This is a genomic window from Ruegeria sp. BHSB172 (assembly GCF_059613165.1).
Map to the genome: position 1 here is coordinate 1 of NZ_JBXWRZ010000038.1, position 19,132 is coordinate 19,132.

A 19,132-nucleotide genomic window follows, 5' to 3' on the forward strand; every position below is an offset into this window, starting at 1 on the left:
CCAGTGCCGAGCATGGCTCGTCCATCAACAGCACCTCGGGCGAGGTGGCGATGGCGCGGGCGATGCACAGGCGCTGCTGCTGGCCGCCCGACAGCCCGGTGCCGGGCGCATGCAGCCGGTCCTTGACCTCGTCCCAGATGGCGCCGCGGCGCAGGGATTTTTCCACGATTTCGTCCAGGTCGGCCTTGGACTTGGCCAGCCCGTGGATGCGTGGGCCGTAGGCGATGTTGTCATAGATCGACTTGGGGAACGGGTTGGGTTTCTGGAACACCATTCCCACCCGCGCCCGCAACTGCACCGGGTCGATGCTGGGGTCATAGATATCCTCGCCGTCCAGCCGGATGTCGCCCTTGACGCGGCAGATGTCGATCGTGTCGTTCATCCGGTTCAGGCAGCGCAGGAACGTGGACTTGCCGCAGCCCGACGGCCCGATAAAGGCCGTGACCGTCTTGTCAAGAATGTCCACCGAGACGTCCTTGATCGCCTGGGTTTCGCCATAGAAGACCTGGACGTCCTGCGCCTTTATCTTGACGGCATCGACGGCGACGCCCGGTTCGATCTTGCTCATGTCATTCATCATGATGATCCCTTTGCGCTTACCAGCTGCGCTCGAATTTGTTCCGAAGATAGATCGCGATGGCATTCATCGTGACCAGGAAACCCAGCAGCACGAGGATCGCCGCCGAGGTCCGGCTGACGAAGCCGCGCTCGGGGCTGTCGGCCCAGATGAAGATCTGGGTGGGCAGGGCGGTGGCGCTGTCGAACGGGCCGGCCGGGGCCGAGGTGATGAACGCGTTCATCCCGATCAGCAGCAGCGGGGCCGTTTCCCCCAGCGCCTGCGCCAGCCCGATGATCGTTCCAGTCAGGATGCCGGGCATCGCCAGCGGCAGCACATGGCCAAACACCACCTGATGCTTGGACGCGCCGATGCCCAGGGCCGCCTCGCGGATTGACGGTGGCACCGCCTTGAGCGCGGCGCGGGTGGCGATGATGATCGTCGGCATGGTCATCAGCGCCAGCGTCATGCCGCCCACGAACGGGGCCGAGCGCGGCAGGCCGAACCAGCCGATGAACACCGCCAGAGCCAGCAGGCCGAACACGACCGACGGCACCGCGGCCAGGTTGTTGATATTGACCTCTATGAAGTCGCTGATCTTGTTCTTGGGCGCGAATTCTTCAAGGTAGATCGCCGCGCCGATGCCCAGCGGGAAGGAAATCGCGAAACATACGAACAGCGCCCAGAACGACCCGATCAGCGCGCCCTTCAGACCAGCCAGTTCCGGGAATCGGCTGTCGGCATTGGTGACCAGGCCGGTGTTCAGCGGCTTGCTGATTACACCTTGGGCTTTCAGCTGGTCGAACCAGGCGATCTCGGCATCGTTCAGACGGCGGTTCTGCTCGGGCGTGTCGCGGTCGATGGTGCCCTTGTTCAGTTGGTCATACGGATCCGATACCGGCACCGTCAGCGTGATGGTCTGCCCGATCAGAGAAGGGTCAGCCACCACCCGGTCGCGCAGTTGAAACTGGGCGCCGTTGGACAGGATGCCCGCTAGGGCCTTACGGGTGGCCCGGTCGCTGGTGTCCACCTTGGGCAGCAACTCGGACAGCGAGGCTTGCAGTACGTCCTTGAAGCCGCCGCGCGGCAGCTTTTCGGGCTTGATCTCCTCGGGGTCGATATAAACCTCGAGCGTGATCTTGGTCTGGGTAAAGGCCTGATATCCCGACGATACCAGCGAGGCCACCAGGATGAACAGCATCAGAAAGGCAAAGCCGATGGCGCCCAGGCCCAAGCCCTGCAGCAGCTTCTGCTTGCGGTTGCGGCGGGTCAGGCTGGCGCGTACGGCGTCGGCGGTGTTGCCCTGCGGGGGCGTCTTTTCGGGTCCTGCGGTCAGGTCAGCCATGGTCTTGGCCTCAGTCATAGGCTTCGCGGTACTTGCGCACGATGCGCAGCGCGAAGACGTTGATGATCAGGGTGACGACGAACAGCATCATGCCAAGGGCAAAGGCCGCCAGCGTCTTGGGGTTATCGAACGAGGTGTCGCCGATCAGAAGCGTGACGATCTGCACGGTCACCGTGGTTACGCTGTCCAGGGGGTTGATGGTCAGCGAGGCGATCAGGCCGGCGGCCATGACCACGATCATGGTTTCCCCGATCGCGCGGCTGACGGCCAACAGGATGCCACCGACGATGCCGGGAATGGCGGCAGGGAAAAGCACGTTCAGAACCGTCTCGGCCCGGGTTGCCCCCAGCGCCAGCGCCCCGTCGCGCAGCGAACGCGGTACCGCCGACAGGGCGTCATCGGTGAAAGACGAGATGAACGGGATCAGCATGATGCCCATCACGCTGCCTGCGGCCAGCGCCGTGTTGGGGGACACCGGAATGCCCAGCGAGGCGCCGAAACTGCGCATCGCCGGCGCCACCACCAGGATCGCGAAGAAGCCATAGACTACAGTCGGCACGCCGGCCAGGATCTCCAGCACCGGCTTGGCCACCGCCCGCAAGCGGTCGGGTGCGAATTCGTTCAGGTAGATGGCCGACAACAGGCCCACCGGAACCGCCAGGAACAGCGCGACCACGGTTATGACGATGGTGCCGAGAATGACCGGAAGCCAGCCGAAGGCACCTTCGGCCGCAATCTGGTCTTCGCGCAGAGGGATCTGCGGTTCCCAATTCAGGCCAAAGAAGAACTCGGTGATCGGCACCATCTCGAAAAAGCGGATGGATTCGAACAGCAGCGCGGCAATGATACCGACGGTCGTAAAAATGGCGACGGTCGAGCAGAAGATCATCAGGCTTGACACGATGCGCTCGACCCCGTGGCGAGCGCGGAACGCAGCCCCCACGCGCGAGCGGGCAAAGGCCACGATCGCCAACGACAGAACGAGGACGATCGACAGCAGAACCCATCCCGACATCTTATGGAGCTCAAGATACCGCTGGGCCGCGGCCATCTTCCATTGTTCGGGCTCGCCGAAGATCTGCCCGCGCGAGATCGACTTAATCTCGGCCAGCACCAACTGGCGCCCGCCAGTGTCCAATCCGTCAAGGCTGCCGGCAGGCAGGCCCGACATGACCACATGGTCGATCACCGGGCCTTGCAGGATCAGCCACAGTACGATCAGCACAAAGACCGGAACCAGCGTGGACAGAAAAGAAAACAGCCCGTGATAGCCGGGCAGAGAGTGCAGACGCGCCCCATCTGCGCGCAGACCGGCTGCAGCCCGCCGGTTCAGCAAATATCCAAGGATACTGACGCCCAACAGCGCCGCAAACACGAAAGTCGTCATCTGCCCCCCCAGGCAAAAAAATAGGCTGCCCGGTTTCGTGGCCGGACAGCCCCGTGAATTGCAAGTCTTACGACTTGGGTTCCATGTTCTGGCCGTTCAGGATTGCGTCCTGCAGCTCTTCACGGCGCTCGTCGGACAGGGCCACCAGGCCACGCTCGGCCAAATAGCCGTCAGCGGCCAGCGCGTCGTCCGACATGTATTCTTCCAGGAATTCGTCCAAGTTCGGGATCACGCCGCGATGCGCGTTCTTGACGTAGAAGTACAGCGGGCGGGACACCGGATAGGACTTGTCGGCGATGGTGTCGGCATTCGGCTCGACGCCTTCGATCTTGACCGGCTTCAGCTTATCCAAGTTTTCGTACAGGAACGAGTAGCCGAAGATGCCAACGGCGTTCGGGTCCGCCTCAAGGCGCTGAACGATCAGGTTGTCATTTTCGCCCGCTTCGACGAAGGGTCCGTCGGTGCGCATGCGCGAGCAGTTTTCCTTGACCCAGTCGCCATCAAACCCGCCATTCTTGACAAAATCCAGCTCTTCGCAGCCGGCATGCATCGCCAGCTCGACGAAGGCGTCGCGGGTGCCCGAGGTCGGCGGCGGGCCATAAGCCAGGATTTCCACGGCTGGCAGGTCGGGGTTGACTTCGTTCCAGGTCTTGAACGGGTTGTCCTTCCACTCGCCATCAACCGGCACCTGGGCGCCAAGGGCCAAGTAGATGTCACCCAGCGACAGGTCCCAGTCCTGATCATTGCCGCGCGAGATGGCGATCGACAGGCCGTCGAACCCGATCAGGGCTTCCGAGATGTCTGTGACGCCGTTCTTTTGGCACAGCTCGTATTCCGAGGCCTTCATGGCACGCGATGCGCCGGTGATGTCGGCGGTGTTTTCACCGATGCCTTCGCAGAAGATTTTCATGCCGCCGCCGGTACCGGTCGATTCGACGATGGGCGAGGCTGCGCCGGTGTTGTTGGCGAACTGCTCGGCGACGGCCTGGGTGTACGGGAACACGGTCGAAGATCCGACGATGCGGATGGCGTCGCGCGCCGAAGCAGCAGACGCAGCAATGGCGGTGATTGCCAGAACCGAAGCGGTCAGTTTGATGGTGGTCATGGTCACTCCTGAAACTCAGCTTTGGCCGCCCCCTGCGGCCTTGGCGACTGCTCTAAGCGGGACGTGCGACGCTTATGTAACGGCAGTGTAACAGTTTCATGACAAAGCGCGCAGGGTTCGGGTTTTTGCGGGATCTCCTGCGCCGAATCCTGCTGAAATGGAGATGAGGCGGTCCAAATAACACCTGGCGTGCAGGGAAAATGGCCCCATACACACAAGTGAATGGACTCGGCGCCCCGATTCGAGGATCTTGGTGATCCAGTTTCGAATCATACCGATGGCCGGGTGACAGGAGCGTTGATATGCTGACCAGACGACACTTTGTTGCGACATCGCTTGCCTTGTTCTCGCAGCCGATTCTGGGTGCGTTGCCGGCCTCGGCCGCGACCGCGTCTCAATGGGCAGCATGGGATGCGCAGGTCACGCCGGGCAATTACGATCCGGCCGCGTCGAACCCCTGGGGTCTGCATCCGCGGTTCCTGCCCCGCCGGGTTCAGACCAACCGGCCGCTGAAACCCGGCGACATCCATGTGGATGCCGTGGCGCGGTATCTGTATTTCATCGAAGATGGCGGTACCGCCATGCGCTACGGCGTGGCCATCGCGCGCGGTGATCTGTACGAGCCCGGAACCTATACGATCAAACGCAAGGCCAAATGGCCGCGCTGGACGCCCACCGCCGACATGATCCGCCGCGACCCGCAGGATTATGCCCAGTTCGCCGACGGCATGCCGGGCGGGCCGAAAAACCCGCTGGGGGCGCGGGCGTTCTATCTGTATCAGGGCAACCGCGACACCTATCTGCGCATCCACGGCACGCCTTATCCCCGGTCGATAGGTGGCCGCGCCAGTTCAGGCTGCGTGCGCATGGTGATGGCGCATATCATCGGCCTGTATGACCGGGTTCAGCCCGGCGCCACGGCACATCTCTACCCGCCCGAGCAGCCGATCACAGCCTCTGCCTGATCAGGCGCGGGCGCAGATCGGGCGCCCCTCGACGGTTCTGAGCGGCAGATAGGTCGTCTCGACCGGGCCGACATGGCGGTACCAGTAACACCCATCCTCGGGCATGATCCGAACTGCGTTCAGGTTCTGGCCGGGCGCGGCAATTGCGATCACCCCTTCGGGCACCTTGGCTAGGTCGCCGGGCGCGGACGCGCCGGACATCGACGCGGTTTCCGTGCAGGCGCTCACTGCCAGCAAAACTGCCGCATATTTCAAGTCCGATTTGGCCAACATCGTGTACTTCCCCGTGCTGTTTCCCGGTCCGTTTGCCGCACAAAGTTGCATCCTGACGCGCGCAGTTCAATTCGCTGCGTACAATAGGTGTGACAGCGTGGCTTTTCTGCGCAGGGCGTTGCGAACAAATTTGGGTTGACCTTCCAGCGCGGTAAGGCGGCAGAAGACGCGCAAACCGCGAATGCATCTACAACCAAGTGAAACGAGCCGATGAACAAACTGACGCTTTTGATTGGCGGCGTTCTGATCGCGGGCGCTGCCGTATTTGTCTACAACTTCAACCAGCAGCCTACGGGCCATTCGATGGCGGTGCCCGATACGTCGTCGCTGTCGCAGGGGGAACCAATCGCGCAGGTCCGGGTGCCGGCGACGTTCAGTGCGCAGGCGCAGATGGGAAAGGTTGCCTTTGACGCTAAATGCGCAGCCTGCCATGGAATGAATGCGACGGGGCTGGAAGGGCTGGCGCCGCCGTTGGTACACAAGATCTATGAGCCCAGCCACCACGGGGACGAGGCCTTTCAGCGGGCGGTTCAATATGGTGTTCAGGCCCATCACTGGCGCTTTGGCGACATGCCGCCGGTCGCTGGCTTGACCCGTGCAGACGTGCAGGGCATCGTTGCCTATGTCAGGGAACTGCAGCGCGAGAACGGGATAGACTGAACCTTGCACAGCTGGGCGGACAGGGTGATCGGACGGTGGCTTCTGGCCTTGGGCTTGGTCTTGGCCGGTGTTCTGGTGTTCTCGGAACCCGCCTTGGCGCATGGGGGCGATGGGGGTACACATGCCGTCGTCGATCTGGAAGCATCCGACCCCGACCATGTCGAACAGGGCCACCCGGGTCATTGCCACGGCGGGGCCTTCTGCAACGGCGTGGCAATGACCGTGGCCGCGCCCGTCGTTTCCGCTCTGGTATCAAGGATCAGCCGCCGTGCCATCCCGCCGGGCCGGTACCGGATGTTGCCGGTGGCCCTGTTCGATCCGCCCCCGCCGCGCGCCGTGTCCTGAGTCACGAAAGGCCCCTTTCGGGGGCGAGTTGAAGCAGACAAACAGGACAAGACGATGACCCTTTCAAAACTGACGACGGGAGCCGTGCTGGCGTCGATGATCGCCGTAACCGCCCTGGCGCATGGTGGCGCCACCGGGATCGTGAAGGAACGCATGGACGGTATGTCCGCCATGAAGGACGCGATGAAGACCCTGACGCCGATGATGCAGGGCAAGACACCCTATGACGCCGCCACAGTCCGGCGCGCGGCCGAGACGATCGGGCGCCATGCCGGTGACAGCATGACACGGCTGTTCCCCGAAGGCAGCGACGGCATGCCCTCCGAGGCCAAACCCGAGATCTGGCAGGACTGGGAAGCCTTCGCCGAACTGGCCGAGCAGCTGCAGACCTATGCCGAGGGGCTGGTCCTTGCGGCCGACAACGGGCTGATGATGGCCCGTGCCGGTCAAGGGTCCGGCATGATGGGCGGATCGGGCATGATGGGTGGCGCCTCGATGATGGGGGGCGGGGCCATGATGGGCGGAACCCCCGGGCGCGAGGAGCTGTCCGAGATGCCCGCCGATGGCGTGTTCATGATGCTGGGCCAAAACTGCTCGGCCTGTCACACGCGGTTCCGGTCGGAATAGGGTGCCACGATGAAACGCATCTATCGCTTGGGCCTTGCCTCTGCCGTACTGGCTGCGGCGGGGCTGGCCGCCGTGGTCGCGTGGCCAATCGGTCTGACGCCGCAACTGCCCGAGCTGACGGGCGACGTTGACCGCGGGGCCTACCTGGCGCGGGCGGGCGGCTGCATCGCCTGCCACACCAATTTCGCCGAGGGTGGCGCGCCCCTGGCCGGCGGCGTCAAGCTCGAAACACCCTTTGGCACGGTGTATTCCCCGAACCTGACCACAGACCCGGACCACGGCATTGGCGGCTGGTCGATCGAGGAATTTGCCAAGGCCGTGCGTCAAGGCGTGGCGCCGGACGGGCAGCCCTATTACCCAGCCTTCCCGTACCCGTTCTACGCCGATTTCACCGATCAGGACATTGCCGACCTGTGGGCGGCGTTCCAGACCGTGCCGCCGGTGGGCACGCCGTCCCGCGCGCAGCAGATGGCCTTTCCCTTCAACCAGCGCTGGGGGCTGAAACTGTGGCGCGCGGCGTTCCTCGAGCCTCCGCGCACCGATCCGGTCCCCGGCAAAGGTGATGTGTGGAACCGCGGCCGGCTGCTGGTCGAAGGCGCCACTCACTGTGCCGCCTGCCACACCGGGCGCAATCTGTTTGGTGCCCGCAAATCGGATACCGAGCATTTCAAGGGCAGTGATGCACTGCCGGGCGGCGACAAGGCGCCGGCCATCGACTATGAAACCCTGCAGAGGCTGGGCTGGACGGTCGACAACCTGGCCTATGCCCTGCGCACCGGCATTATGCCCGACGGTGACGTATTCGGCGGTGCCATGGGCGAGGTCGTGACCTACGGCACCAGCTTCCTGACCGAAGCAGACCGCCGCGCCATGGCCACCTATTTGTTGGACGACCATGACGGACAGTGAAAAGGTGGAGCCGCGGGGCCAGCCGCGCAGGACGACATTGCCCTGGGTGGCGCTGACGGCCGCCGTCGTGATGGGTGCCGCTGGCGCGTTCGGATGGATTTCAGGCGCTGACCTCAGTGACGAACCCTCCGATCCGGTGCGGGGGGCGGTGCTCTATGCCGAGAACTGCGCCGCGTGCCACGGGGCCAACCTTGAGGGTCAGCCGGACTGGCAGACGCCCGACGCCAACGGTGTTCTGCCGGCCCCGCCGCATGACCGCACCGGCCATACTTGGCATCACGGAGACGGTATGCTGTTCGCCTATACCAAGCTGGGCGGTGCCGAGACGCTGAAACGCATGGGCGTGACCGGGGTACAAAGTGGCATGCCCGGTTTCGCCGATACCCTGACCGATGCAGAGATCCGAGACATCCTCGGTTTCATCAAATCCAGTTGGACGGAACGCGAGCGCGAGATGCAGCAACTGCGGACCGAGGCCGAAGACGGCGGACGTTTCGAGGACTTTCGCTGAGTGCACCTTGACCTTCCACCTGCTGGAACCCTTATGTAGCGGGTCAGCAGCGATTCAATGGTGACGACATGACCCAGATTTCACACGCCCGCCTTCAGGTTCAGGGAATGAGCTGCGCCTCGTGCGTCGGCCGCGTCGAACGTGCCCTGAAGGCTGTGCCCGGCGTCGAGGACGCCTCGGTCAACCTGGCCAGCGAAAGCGCCCAGGTCGATTTCCACGCGCCCGCTGACCTGCCGACCATCCTCGGCGCGCTCGAGGCGGCCGGGTATCCCTCCGCGATCGAAGAGGTCACGCTGGACATTCAGGGAATGAACTGCGCCTCATGCGTGGGCCGCGTGGAACGGGCGCTGTTGGCGGGGCAGGGGGTCGTGGCGGCCTCGGTCAACATGGCCTTGGAAACTGCCACAGTCCGCTATGTGGCAGGCTCCACCACGCCCGAGGCCATCGCCGCGCTGGCCACGGCGGCGGGCTACGCCGCCACCCTCCGAGATGCGGCACGGCCCGAGCCCGAGGACCGCAAAGCCGAGGAAATCCAGCACCTGGCCCGGCGCACGAGTTTTGCCGCGATTCTGGCTCTGCCGGTCTTTGTTCTGGAAATGGGCGCGCATGTCGTTCCCGGAATGCACCATCTGATTGCCCAGACGATCGGTCTGCAGACCAGCCACCTGTTGCAATTCGTACTGACCACGATCGTTCTGTTCGGGCCGGGGCTGCAATTCTATTCCAAGGGCTTTCCGGCCTTGTTGCGGGGCGCGCCCGACATGAACTCGCTGGTCGCGCTGGGGACGGCGGCGGCCTATGGGTACTCGCTGGTGGCGACCTTTGCGCCCGACCTTCTGCCGGCGGGCACCGCAAACGTCTATTACGAGGCGGCGGCGGTCATCGTGGTGCTGATCCTGCTGGGCCGCTTCCTCGAGGCGCGCGCCAAGGGCCGCACCGGTGAGGCGATCCGCAAGCTGGTGGGGCTGCAAGCCAAGACCGCGCGGGTCGAGCGCGATGGCCGCGTGGTGGAACTGCCCGTCGATCAGATCGTCGTGGGCGACATAGTGCATGTCCGCCCCGGCGAGAAGATCCCGGTGGATGGCGCCGTGCTGACCGGGCGGTCTTATGTGGATGAAAGCATGATCACCGGCGAACCGGTGCCGGTCGAAAAGGCCGAGGGCGCCGCCGTGGTTGGCGGCACCGTGAACGGAACGGGGGCGTTGACCTTCCGGGCCGAAAAGGTCGGGGCCGACACGATGCTGGCGCAGATCATCCAGATGGTCGAACAGGCACAGGGGGCCAAGCTGCCCATCCAAGGTCTGGTCGACCGGATCACCCTGTGGTTCGTTCCGGCCGTGATCTCGGTTGCCGTGGTGACGGTTCTGGTCTGGCTGCTGTTCGGCCCGGACCCGGCGCTGAGCCTGGCGCTGGTGGCCGGGGTCTCGGTTCTGATCATCGCCTGCCCCTGCGCCATGGGTCTGGCCACGCCGACCTCGATCATGGTGGGCACCGGGCGTGCGGCCGAGATGGGTGTGCTGTTCCGCAAGGGGGACGCGCTGCAGATGCTTAAGGAAACCACCGTCGTTGCGCTGGACAAGACCGGCACGCTGACCGAGGGCCGGCCCGAACTGACCGACCTGATCGTGGCCGACGGCATGACCGAGGACGCGGTGCTGCGCCTTGTCGCCGCGGTCGAGGCCACGTCGGAACACCCGATCGCAACCGCGATCACCCGGGCCGCCGAAAGCCGCCGGTTGTCTCTGCCCAAGCCCGAAGCGTTTGACTCGATCACTGGCTACGGGGTGCAGGCAATGGTCGAAGGCCACCGGGTTCTGATCGGCGCCGACCGCCTGATGGCCCGCGAGGGGATCGAGATCGGCGGGCTGGCAGAGCGCGGCGCGAACCTGGCCGCCAAGGGGAAAACGCCGCTCTATGCCGCGATCGACGGGCGTATCGCGGCGGTGATCGCCGTGGCCGATCCGATCAAGCCCGGCACGCCCGCCGCGATCCAGGCCCTGCATGACCTGGGTCTGAAGGTCGCGATGATCACCGGTGACAACGCCGCCACGGCCCGGGCCATCGCCGCGCAACTGGGCATCGACCACGTGGTCGCCGAGGTGCTGCCTGAAGGCAAGGTGGCAGCGCTCGAAAGCCTGCGCGCAGACGGAGGCAAGCTGGCCTTCGTGGGCGACGGCATCAACGATGCGCCCGCGCTGGCGGCGGCGGATGTGGGCATTGCCATCGGCACCGGCACCGACATCGCGATCGAGGCGGCCGACGTGGTGCTGATCTCCGGTGACCTGACCGGCGTGGTCAACGCGTTCGACATCAGCCGACGCACCATGCGCAACATCCGGCAGAACCTGTTCTGGGCCTTTGGTTACAACACGCTGCTGATCCCGGTGGCCGCCGGGGTTCTGTACCCGTTCGGCGGGCCGCTTCTGTCGCCGGTTCTGGCCGCGGGCGCGATGGCGCTGTCCAGCGTTTTCGTCCTGTCCAACGCCTTGCGGCTGCGTTGGGTGAAACCGGCCCGAACACCACAGGACGCTCCCGAAGAAACCCGCATCCTGACGCTCAACCCGGCCAATGCCGACTAGACAAGGAGGGAACCATGAATATCGGAGATGTCGCCGAGCGCTCGGGCCTTCCGGCCAAGACCATTCGTTACTACGAAGACATCGGCTTTATCAAACCCCGGCGCGGCGCCAACGGATACCGGCATTTCGACGAAAAAGAGCTGCACAAACTGGCGTTCATCGGCCGCGCCCGGTCGCTGGGCTTTACCATCGAAGACTGCCGGACGCTTTTGGCACTGTACGAGGACAAGCGTCGCGCCAGCGCCGATGTAAAGCGCATCGCCAAGCAGAACCTGAAGGAAATCGACGCGAAGATCGCCGATCTCAAGGCCATGCGCGCCACGCTGTCTCACCTGGTCGCGGAATGTGCCGGCGATGACCGCCCGGATTGTCCGATCTTGAATGACCTTGGGCGGATTTGACCGCATCCGTCTGCGACACATTCCACAGGATGGTGGCGGAAACCCGCGTCGTCCGGTCTCGTTTGTCCTCGAACATCACTCCGGAAGAAGCCCGACGCCGACATCAAGGCGTTGGGAAGGAACATCCACCTCTGCGAATAAAGCTTTGTAAAACGCTCGTTCGGAAACGGGGCGCAAGTTACGAACCGAGTTTCGCCCCAACCCAGTGTCCCGAACAGAGCGTCTTTTGTTAGCCCACCCGGTTGACTTGGCTTTGCCGATACCCAATTTCCGCGGCCTACGCATAACAGAGGTTTGCCGAAATGAACCGTATCCTAGCAACCGTTCTGGCCTTGGGTCTGGGCACTGCCGCAACCGCCGAAACCCTGCGCGTGGGCATGTCGGGCGGGTATTTTCCCTTTGCCTTCGTTAAGCAGGACGTGCTTCAGGGCTTCGAGGTCGACGTCATGAACGCCGTTGGCGAAAAGACAGGGTTGGACATCGCGTTCGAGACCATGTCGTTCTCGGGCCTGATCGGCGCGCTGGACGCGGGCCGGATCGACACGATCGCCAACCAGATCACCATCACCCCCGAACGCGAAGCCCGGTTTGCGTTCAGCCAGCCCTATGTGATCGACGGCGCGCAGGTGGTCGTGCGCAAGGGCAACGACACCATCAAGGGGGTCGAAGATCTGAAAGGCCACACCGTCGCCGTCAACCTCGGCTCGAATTTCGAGCAGCTTCTGAAAGAACTGCCGTGTTCCGACGAGATCGAGATCAAGACCTACGAGGCCAACATCGCGCAGGACACCGCCTTGGGCCGTGTCGATGCCTTCGTGATGGACCGCGTGTCCTCGGCCCAGCTGATCGCCGAAAGCCCGCTGCCGCTGGAGCTGGCCGGCGCGCCCTTCTCGGAAATCCGCAACGCCCTGCCGTTCCGCGATGACGCGGAAGGCCGGGCTTTGCGCGACCGGGTCGATGCGGCGCTGACCGAGCTGAAGCAGGACGGCACCCTGGCGGAAATCTCGGTCAAGTGGTTCGGAACCGACATCACGGCGAACTGAAGCCATGCGGGGATTGGACCTTGAATACATGCTGGGGCTGGTCCCCGTCATCTTGGGCTATGTGCCGCTGACGCTGGCGATGGCTTCGGCCGCCATGGTGCTGGCGCTGGTTCTCGCAGTGGCGCTGGCGGTGGAACGTGTCTTTCGCGTGCCTGTGCTGGATCAGCTGGTGCTCCTGTTCATCAGCTTCTTCCGCGGCACGCCGCTGCTGGTGCAACTGTTCCTGTTCTACTATGGGTTGCCGCAAGTTCTGTCTTTCCTGACCGCGATTGACGGGGTGACCGCCGCGATCATGGGGCTGACGCTACATTTTGCCGCCTACATGGCCGAAACCATCCGCGCGGCGATCATCGGCGTCGATCGCAGCCAGCGGGAAGCAGCCCAGTCCATCGGGATGACCCAAGGCCAGATGATGTGGCGGGTGATCCTGCCGCAGGCGGCCCGCGTGGCGGCTCCGACGCTGGTCAACTACTTCATCGACATGATCAAGGGCACCTCGCTGGCCTTCACCCTCGGCGTGACCGAGATGATGGGTGCTGCCCAGAAAGAGGCGGCGGGCAGCTTCCTGTATTTCGAGGCCTTCCTGGTGGTCGCCGTCATCTACTGGATCATGGTCGAAGGTCTGAGCCAGGCGCAGAAGGTCCTCGAGATCCGACTGAACAAGGCATATGCACGATGATCCGAATCGAAGGACTGACCAAACGTTTTGGCGGCACCGCCGTCCTGAACACCATTGATCTCGAGATCGCAAAGGGCGAGCGCGTCGTCGTCATCGGCCCCTCGGGCACCGGGAAATCCACGTTGCTGCGCTGCATCAACTTTCTGGACACGCCCGATGCGGGCCGCATCACGGTCGGAGGCATTTCGGTCGATGCGACAGGGGCCAGCCGTGCCGATATTCTGGCCTTGCGGCGCGCGACTGCCTTCGTGTTCCAGAATTACGGCCTGTTTTCACATCGCACCGCGCTGGAAAACATCATGGAAGCGCTGGTCACCGTGCAGAAACGCCCCCGCGCCGAGGCCGAGGCGCAGGGCCGTCGCATCCTGAAGGAAATCGGTCTGGCGGAAAAGGCCGACAGCTATCCGGCCAGCCTGTCGGGCGGACAGCAGCAACGCGTGGGGATCGGCCGCGCCATGGCGATCGGGGCGCAGTTGATGCTGTTTGACGAGCCGACCTCGGCGCTGGATCCGGAATGGGTCGGCGAGGTGCTCGACCTCATGCGTTCGGTCGCCGCGCAACGCCAGACCATGTTGATCGTCACGCATGAGATGCGTTTTGCCCGCGAAATCGCCGACCGGGTGATCTTCATGGAGGGCGGTCGGATCGTGGAACAGGGCCCCCCGGCACAGATCTTCGATGCGCCGAAAGATCTGCGTTTGCAGCGGTTTCTGGCGCGCGTCAGTGCCTGACGACGCGGCCCCGCCCTCGGGGGCGCAAAGCCCCCTGTCCATCGCGCCACGATCGGGCGTGGTCCCTGCTCACAGCTGCGACCCGATCGGCAGCAGGCTCAGGAACCCTGCAACGATGTGATCCCAGGCGCTGCCCGTTGGCTCGGCATCATATTCCAGCACCGTTCCGTCGGCCGCACGGGTCCGCCAGGTCAACTGCCCGGCTGGCCCCAGCGTGACCCGGTACGTATAGGCGGGTAGCGCGTCGTCCAGCGCACCGATGGCCTGTTCGGTCAGGGCGGGCGAGTCGATCAGGATTCCCATCTCGGTGTTGATGTTGACCGAGCGGGGGTCCCAGTTGAACGACCCCACGAACAGGTATCGATCATCAATTGCAAAAGCCTTGGAATGTAGCCCCGACCGAGACTGCGCCCAGTTGATGCCCTGTCGCTGCTGTTGATAGTTGTCGGGTCGCAGTTCGTACAGATCGACGCCGCCGCGCAGCAACGGTCTGCGTTTCGTGGCGTAATGGGCATAGACGGGAAGCACATCGTTCGATGCCAGCGAGTTGGTGACGACCCGGACATCGACGCCTCGGCGCTCGAGTGCGGTCAGCCACCGGACACCGCTGTTGCGGGGCACGAAATAGGCCGAAACGATGGTGACCTCGGATTTTGCTGTCTCGAAATACGGCAGCAGTTGCGCGGCAAGGATCGGATCCGCTATGTCGGCGCCGGCTGCCTTGGCAGGCGGGTCCGCATAGAGTCGGGCTGGCACCCAATCCAGCGAAAGGGCCCCGTCTGCAAAGTTTTCCTGCGCCGACCGGCGCAGCGCGGCGCCATAGGGTGTTCGCTTCGCGTCTTCGACCAATTGGCGCAACCGGTCGCGGGCAGCGGCAAGGCTGAATTCCGGCGGCTCGACAACCGCGCGGGCGGGCACCGCGAACGGGCTGTTCCAGTAGGCATCGAAGCTTTTGGAAACTTCGGTCACCACCGGCCCCGCAGCCAGCACATCGAGATCGGCATAGTTCATTTCCTCGCGCGCGAGAAAATACTCGGCCCCGATGTTCCGCCCGCCCACGATGGTAAACAGATTGTCGGCCGTCATGGACTTGTTGTGCATCCGTCGATTGATCCGCTTGAAATCGGTCAAACCGGCCACGACCAAGCTTTGATCGCGCCAGAACGGGTTGAACAGCCTGATTTCGATGTTTTCGTGCAGGTCCAGTGCGGCGGTCATCGCGTCATAGCCTGCGGTGTCCATATCATCCAGCAACAAGCGGACGCGCACTCCGCGATCAGCCGCCTGAAGAAGGCTGGCTGCAAAAAGATGCCCCGTCGGGTCGTCATGCAGCAGGTAGTATTGTGCGTCGATCGTGCGTTCGGCGGCGGCCGCCATCAACAGCCGAGAGACCAGCGCCTGTTCTCCATCGCTGACAAGTCGCACGCCCGAGCGCCCGTCCCCAGGGTCGCCCAACCGGCGCGCCGCGCGTCCTAGTTTGCTGTCTTCACGGGCGGGCTGATAGTTGGACACCGTCTTTTCGTACATGCGCTCCTTGGGTGCGCAGCCAAGCAGCGCGACCAGACAGACCAGACCGGCTATGATTTGCCGCAGCTTCATGCAGACCCTCCCTTCGCAGGGTCTCAGATGACACTGCCACGGCCCCCTGGTTCAAGCCCCTTGCGGATCAGCGGTGCAGGTTTTCGGCGGCCTGTGGCGATTGCGCAGGGCGGGTCGGCCAGCCCCGTTCGCCGTAGTGGTAGCCGACTGCCTTCCGACCTGAGACACCCGACGGCGAAAAAAAACACCACTTGGAACGCGCGGCGTCTACAGGCCCAAGACCGGTTCAGGCAGAACCCGCATGCAGACAGCGGCAAAAAACAGACCGCTGCCCGACAGCACGAACACATGCCAGATCGTGTTGTGATACGGGATCCAGTCCAGCAGATAGAACGCAACGCCGGCCGTGTAGACCAGCCCACCCGCGATCATCAGGATCACGACCGCCGAGGGCAGATCGGCCAGAACACCCTGGCCTGCCCACACGATGGCCCATCCCATCATCAGGTAAAGCGCCAGCCCGAACCACCGGAACCTGTGCGGAGCGATCATCTTCAGGGCCGAACCCAGCGTGGCCGACGACCACAGACCAAACAGCAAGCCCGGCGCCTGCCCGCCGGACAACAGCAGGAACGGCGTATAGGTTCCGGCGATCTTGACGTAGATCCCCGAGTGGTCGAGACGCCGCAGAACATCGGTCCATTCCGGGCTCTGGCTCATGTTGTAGAGCGCTGAAAAACTCAGCATCAAGACAAGCGTCACGCCGTAGATCAACGCGCCCCAGACCGCGGCGGGCTCGGGTCCGGACTGCACGGTCTGGCCGACCAGGATCGGTACCGCGACCAATGCCGCACCAACGCCCAGTACATGAACCACCCCGTCGCTGACGCGTTCGGACCGGCTGTAGGTCGGGCGAATTTCGGCAAAGGATTTCATCCCCACCAGGATAGGCCAGCGCTCGGCCCCGGGCAAGCCGGGTGTCGATGACCTTCGGGTGTCGGGCCTCTATGAGGGTTGATCGTCCGCCTTCGGGTCCTTGTAGCGGTTGAGGTCCAGAACGCCGGACTGAACCGGCGCTTGCCGTGCCAACATCTCGTGCAGGCGGTCGCTGAGCCTCCAGAAGTCGGAGCTTGTCCTGCGTATGCCGTAAGTGGCGATGACATTCATATAGTCGCTTTGCGAGCGGATCGCCTTCACGGCAGACACGAAGTCGGGCAACGCGTCGCTGGACACGCGGAAGAAGAAATTGGGATAGCTTCCGATCAGCCCGGGCAACACCGTGATCGTGTCGTCCCGGGGCAGGCGTCGTGCGTGTTCGCGGAACAGAAATGCAACGTTGGAATGGGCCTTGTCGTGGACGAGGGAAAAGACCTCGGTCTGGTCTTCGCCATGTTCGACCAGCAAAATCGACAGGTCGGGCAGATACCTGACCCACGGGCCGGTTTGGCTGGACAACTGCCGCAGCAGCGCCGCGCTGGGGTCGCTGGTACAGGCGTCACCCGTGCAGCGATTGATCGGGTCGGTGACCGGCCACAGCCCGTTCCCGCGGTTCAGCAAGTTCAGCAGAAACTCGGCCTTGGGGTTGTCGGTGCCGAAGGCGATCCCGGTCGGGAAATCGTCATCGAGACGGCGCTGATGCCAAAAGCTGTGCAACTCGGCAAGAAACCCCTGATACCAGCCATCATGCATCCGGGTTCGGATATCGGTCGGCATGAAGGTCAGGAAACTATCTTCGCTCTCCATACGCAGCTCATTCATGTACAGCCGTGTGGCCAGCTGATGCGCGACCCGGCCGAACACGTCGTAGCCTGCGACCAGATTGTAATAGATCCTCTCGAACACCGGATAGTCGATCACCCAGGCGGTTTCCGGGATGTCGCCGTGAAACCCGATCATCGCCGAGGCGTTGTCAAAGTGCCGAAACACGGTGATCAATGCCTGTGGATTCGTCCCGCCCCCGTCCCAGATCGCATCATAGCCGAACCCCGTCCGATGCGCCGGGCTGTTGCGATAGCGGGCGTCGCGAAACTGAAGGTATTCCACCTGATTGCGGTGATAGAGCGACTGGAGATCGCCCAGCACCCCTTCATCGGCCCTGGCGACCGGCAATTCGAGATAGGCCGCGCCCTGGGCAAGATAGCTGGGATCGGTCACCGACAGATCCGCCTCGGGGTCAAGGAAACTGACCCAGAACCGGTCTTCGATCACGTTGACCGCCGTCTGCCCATGACAGACCGGGCCTCGGATGAAGCTGCGCACGAAGAACAGCGCGTCGTCCAACAAAAACTCATAGCGGCTGCGGGCGGGGAGCGCAGCGAAGGTGCTGAACGGGTTGCCGCCCTCTGCATCGCCATAGGGCGGCAGTTGTTCCAGCGACCAGTCGGGTTCAAGAAACAGCTCCCTATACCGGTCCATACGCCGGGACCCGAACGGATAAACGAGGTGTTCCTTGTGCACGATGGTCTCGGTCACAAGTTGCAGCCGATAGTAGAACGGCCTTGCGCCGGGGTCGTCGAAGGGCCGGCGGGACGCGATAACGGAGATCGGCTGCCCCGGCGGCGTCGTGGACCTTACCATCTGAAAGAACCGGCGCGGATCGTCATCCGGGAAATGCAGGCGCGCCAGGAACAGATGTTCGAACAAGTAGCGGCTGGTCAACCGGCTACGGAGATTGTCGGCGTTCAGAAAGGCCTCCCACCTATCGACCTTCGCCTGGACCGAAGCTGGCAGATCCGCTGCTTCCGGATCGAGTGTCCCGCCGGCCCGCGCCCATTCGCGCAACAGGGTGAACTCGTCATCCGACAACCGCGCGGCAGCGTAGGGCATGCCGGCCAAGGGGTGTTTGCGCCGAAACGCATCGAATTCCTGCGGCGACGGGCAGACCAGTTCGCGGTTGATCGAAAGACCCAGCTCTTGCGGAACGGGCTCTCCCTCGGGCAGCGGCGCGGCGTGGCCCAGATCCAGAAAGCGTTCCAGCAGACTGAGTTGCCCGGGCTTTTGCCCCGGACCTCCGGCGACCGTGTGGAACCCCAGCGCGCGCCAGTCCGGCACGGTTCGGGCGTCGAGCCCAAGCCGCGTGGGCGGCGCATCTGTCAGCCGGTCGGTGTCGTAGACCACCTGCTTGGTCCCGCCGCGCGCCACGCCTTCGGGTGCGCTCAGCTTCAGTTGGCAGGGCGCGTCATAGCAGCTGTGGCAGACGACGCATCGCCGGTTCAGCAGGTCTCTGACCTGTACGGTGCCCGTCACGCCCGTCTCGACGGCGTTCTGGGCGCAGGCACCCATTGGGATGATCAACCCAGCCAAAACGATCAGTGCAAGGCCGGCTACCGTCATTCGGAATTGAAAAAATCCGCTGCGCTGCATGGCTGGACTCTGCCCGATCAAGGAATTGAAACGTCAGCGCAGTCTGATCCGCCCAAACCTGCGTGTCGAGACATTTTCGGCCGCACTGACCGATTGCTTGATTGACACCGCAGA

The 19,132-nt window shown here is 63.6% G+C and carries 19 protein-coding genes; 11 read left to right on the forward strand and 8 right to left on the reverse strand.

Features of this window, described 5'->3' with window-relative positions; all coding sequences use genetic code 11:
* From AC2FM3_RS14445 to AC2FM3_RS14460, 4 genes are all read right to left on the reverse strand, one after another.
* Positions 1-577 (reverse strand): phosphate ABC transporter ATP-binding protein (locus AC2FM3_RS14445; RefSeq protein WP_496683064.1); only part of this gene is annotated, 577 nt, incomplete at its 3' end.
* Between the two features lie 19 nt (positions 578-596).
* Complete coding sequence (gene pstA / locus AC2FM3_RS14450) at positions 597-1,901, reverse strand: phosphate ABC transporter permease PstA (RefSeq protein ID WP_496683067.1); 1,305 nt, start codon at positions 1,899-1,901, stop codon at positions 597-599.
* A gap of 10 nt (positions 1,902-1,911) precedes the next feature.
* On the reverse strand, positions 1,912-3,288 hold the full coding sequence (pstC, locus tag AC2FM3_RS14455) for a phosphate ABC transporter permease subunit PstC (RefSeq protein WP_496683068.1): 1,377 nt from the start codon (positions 3,286-3,288) through the stop codon (positions 1,912-1,914).
* A gap of 67 nt (positions 3,289-3,355) precedes the next feature.
* Positions 3,356-4,393, reverse strand: coding sequence for a substrate-binding domain-containing protein (locus AC2FM3_RS14460; protein ID WP_496683071.1), 1,038 nt, complete (start codon positions 4,391-4,393; stop codon positions 3,356-3,358).
* 302 nt (positions 4,394-4,695) lie between these two features.
* Here AC2FM3_RS14460 and AC2FM3_RS14465 point away from each other — a divergent pair, with 302 nt between their 5' ends.
* Complete coding sequence (locus AC2FM3_RS14465; RefSeq protein ID WP_496683074.1) at positions 4,696-5,358, forward strand: L,D-transpeptidase; 663 nt, start codon at positions 4,696-4,698, stop codon at positions 5,356-5,358.
* Here AC2FM3_RS14465 and AC2FM3_RS14470 read toward each other — a convergent pair whose 3' ends face one another.
* Entirely contained in the window at positions 5,359-5,631 is a 273-nt protein-coding gene (locus AC2FM3_RS14470) for a hypothetical protein (RefSeq protein WP_496683076.1), read from the reverse strand.
* Positions 5,632-5,841: 210 nt separating this feature from the next.
* Here AC2FM3_RS14470 and AC2FM3_RS14475 point away from each other — a divergent pair, with 210 nt between their 5' ends.
* From AC2FM3_RS14475 to AC2FM3_RS14520, 10 genes are all read left to right on the forward strand, one after another.
* Entirely contained in the window at positions 5,842-6,291 is a 450-nt protein-coding gene (locus tag AC2FM3_RS14475; RefSeq protein WP_496683079.1) for a c-type cytochrome, read from the forward strand.
* A 24-nt stretch (positions 6,292-6,315) separates the two neighbouring features.
* Positions 6,316-6,636, forward strand: coding sequence for a hypothetical protein (locus tag AC2FM3_RS14480; protein WP_496683082.1), 321 nt, complete (start codon positions 6,316-6,318; stop codon positions 6,634-6,636).
* A 54-nt stretch (positions 6,637-6,690) separates the two neighbouring features.
* Positions 6,691-7,263: a c-type cytochrome gene (locus AC2FM3_RS14485; protein ID WP_496683086.1), complete on the forward strand. Its 573-nt coding sequence runs from the start codon at positions 6,691-6,693 to the stop codon at positions 7,261-7,263.
* A 9-nt stretch (positions 7,264-7,272) separates the two neighbouring features.
* On the forward strand, positions 7,273-8,172 hold the full coding sequence (locus tag AC2FM3_RS14490; RefSeq protein ID WP_496683089.1) for a c-type cytochrome: 900 nt from the start codon (positions 7,273-7,275) through the stop codon (positions 8,170-8,172).
* Positions 8,173-8,242: 70 nt separating this feature from the next.
* Positions 8,243-8,683, forward strand: coding sequence for a c-type cytochrome (locus AC2FM3_RS14495; RefSeq protein ID WP_496683132.1), 441 nt, complete (start codon positions 8,243-8,245; stop codon positions 8,681-8,683).
* Between the two features lie 68 nt (positions 8,684-8,751).
* The gene (locus AC2FM3_RS14500) at positions 8,752-11,262 is read left to right on the forward strand and encodes a heavy metal translocating P-type ATPase (protein WP_496683093.1); all 2,511 of its coding nucleotides are present in this window, start codon (positions 8,752-8,754) and stop codon (positions 11,260-11,262) included.
* A gap of 14 nt (positions 11,263-11,276) precedes the next feature.
* The gene (cueR, locus tag AC2FM3_RS14505) at positions 11,277-11,663 is read left to right on the forward strand and encodes a Cu(I)-responsive transcriptional regulator (RefSeq protein WP_496683096.1); all 387 of its coding nucleotides are present in this window, start codon (positions 11,277-11,279) and stop codon (positions 11,661-11,663) included.
* A 302-nt stretch (positions 11,664-11,965) separates the two neighbouring features.
* A complete protein-coding gene (locus AC2FM3_RS14510) occupies positions 11,966-12,706 on the forward strand; it encodes an amino acid ABC transporter substrate-binding protein (protein ID WP_496683099.1) in 741 nt (246 codons plus the stop codon).
* 4 nt (positions 12,707-12,710) lie between these two features.
* On the forward strand, positions 12,711-13,385 hold the full coding sequence (locus AC2FM3_RS14515) for an amino acid ABC transporter permease (RefSeq protein ID WP_496683102.1): 675 nt from the start codon (positions 12,711-12,713) through the stop codon (positions 13,383-13,385).
* Positions 13,382-14,116, forward strand: coding sequence for an amino acid ABC transporter ATP-binding protein (locus AC2FM3_RS14520; protein WP_496683104.1), 735 nt, complete (start codon positions 13,382-13,384; stop codon positions 14,114-14,116). Before AC2FM3_RS14515 ends, AC2FM3_RS14520 begins: the two co-directional genes overlap by 4 nt.
* A gap of 69 nt (positions 14,117-14,185) precedes the next feature.
* On the opposite strand, the gene AC2FM3_RS14525 is transcribed toward AC2FM3_RS14520, so the two are convergent.
* From AC2FM3_RS14525 to AC2FM3_RS14535, 3 genes are all read right to left on the reverse strand, one after another.
* Positions 14,186-15,715, reverse strand: a complete 1,530-nt coding sequence (locus AC2FM3_RS14525) for a phospholipase D family protein (protein WP_496683107.1) — start codon at positions 15,713-15,715, stop codon at positions 14,186-14,188.
* Positions 15,716-15,922: 207 nt separating this feature from the next.
* On the reverse strand, positions 15,923-16,591 hold the full coding sequence (gene trhA / locus AC2FM3_RS14530; RefSeq protein WP_496683110.1) for a PAQR family membrane homeostasis protein TrhA: 669 nt from the start codon (positions 16,589-16,591) through the stop codon (positions 15,923-15,925).
* A 69-nt stretch (positions 16,592-16,660) separates the two neighbouring features.
* On the reverse strand, positions 16,661-18,988 hold the full coding sequence (locus AC2FM3_RS14535; protein WP_496683113.1) for a fatty acid cis/trans isomerase: 2,328 nt from the start codon (positions 18,986-18,988) through the stop codon (positions 16,661-16,663).
* Positions 18,989-19,132 lie beyond the last annotated feature (144 nt).

Coding starts and splice junctions, on each gene's coding strand:
- AC2FM3_RS14525 (WP_496683107.1), bottom strand. CDS start 15,715: ATGAAGCTGCGGCAAATCATAGCCGGTCTGGTCTGTCTGGTCGCGCTG.
- AC2FM3_RS14465 (WP_496683074.1), top strand. CDS start 4,696: ATGCTGACCAGACGACACTTTGTTGCGACATCGCTTGCCTTGTTCTCG.
- pstC (WP_496683068.1), bottom strand. CDS start 3,288: ATGACGACTTTCGTGTTTGCGGCGCTGTTGGGCGTCAGTATCCTTGGA.
- AC2FM3_RS14510 (WP_496683099.1), top strand. CDS start 11,966: ATGAACCGTATCCTAGCAACCGTTCTGGCCTTGGGTCTGGGCACTGCC.
- AC2FM3_RS14535 (WP_496683113.1), bottom strand. CDS start 18,988: ATGACGGTAGCCGGCCTTGCACTGATCGTTTTGGCTGGGTTGATCATC.
- AC2FM3_RS14490 (WP_496683089.1), top strand. CDS start 7,273: ATGAAACGCATCTATCGCTTGGGCCTTGCCTCTGCCGTACTGGCTGCG.
- AC2FM3_RS14515 (WP_496683102.1), top strand. CDS start 12,711: ATGCGGGGATTGGACCTTGAATACATGCTGGGGCTGGTCCCCGTCATC.
- AC2FM3_RS14495 (WP_496683132.1), top strand. CDS start 8,243: ATGGGTGCCGCTGGCGCGTTCGGATGGATTTCAGGCGCTGACCTCAGT.
- AC2FM3_RS14475 (WP_496683079.1), top strand. CDS start 5,842: ATGAACAAACTGACGCTTTTGATTGGCGGCGTTCTGATCGCGGGCGCT.
- trhA (WP_496683110.1), bottom strand. CDS start 16,591: ATGAAATCCTTTGCCGAAATTCGCCCGACCTACAGCCGGTCCGAACGC.
- AC2FM3_RS14460 (WP_496683071.1), bottom strand. CDS start 4,393: ATGACCACCATCAAACTGACCGCTTCGGTTCTGGCAATCACCGCCATT.
- cueR (WP_496683096.1), top strand. CDS start 11,277: ATGAATATCGGAGATGTCGCCGAGCGCTCGGGCCTTCCGGCCAAGACC.
- AC2FM3_RS14470 (WP_496683076.1), bottom strand. CDS start 5,631: ATGTTGGCCAAATCGGACTTGAAATATGCGGCAGTTTTGCTGGCAGTG.
- AC2FM3_RS14485 (WP_496683086.1), top strand. CDS start 6,691: ATGACCCTTTCAAAACTGACGACGGGAGCCGTGCTGGCGTCGATGATC.
- pstA (WP_496683067.1), bottom strand. CDS start 1,901: ATGGCTGACCTGACCGCAGGACCCGAAAAGACGCCCCCGCAGGGCAAC.
- AC2FM3_RS14520 (WP_496683104.1), top strand. CDS start 13,382: ATGATCCGAATCGAAGGACTGACCAAACGTTTTGGCGGCACCGCCGTC.
- AC2FM3_RS14500 (WP_496683093.1), top strand. CDS start 8,752: ATGACCCAGATTTCACACGCCCGCCTTCAGGTTCAGGGAATGAGCTGC.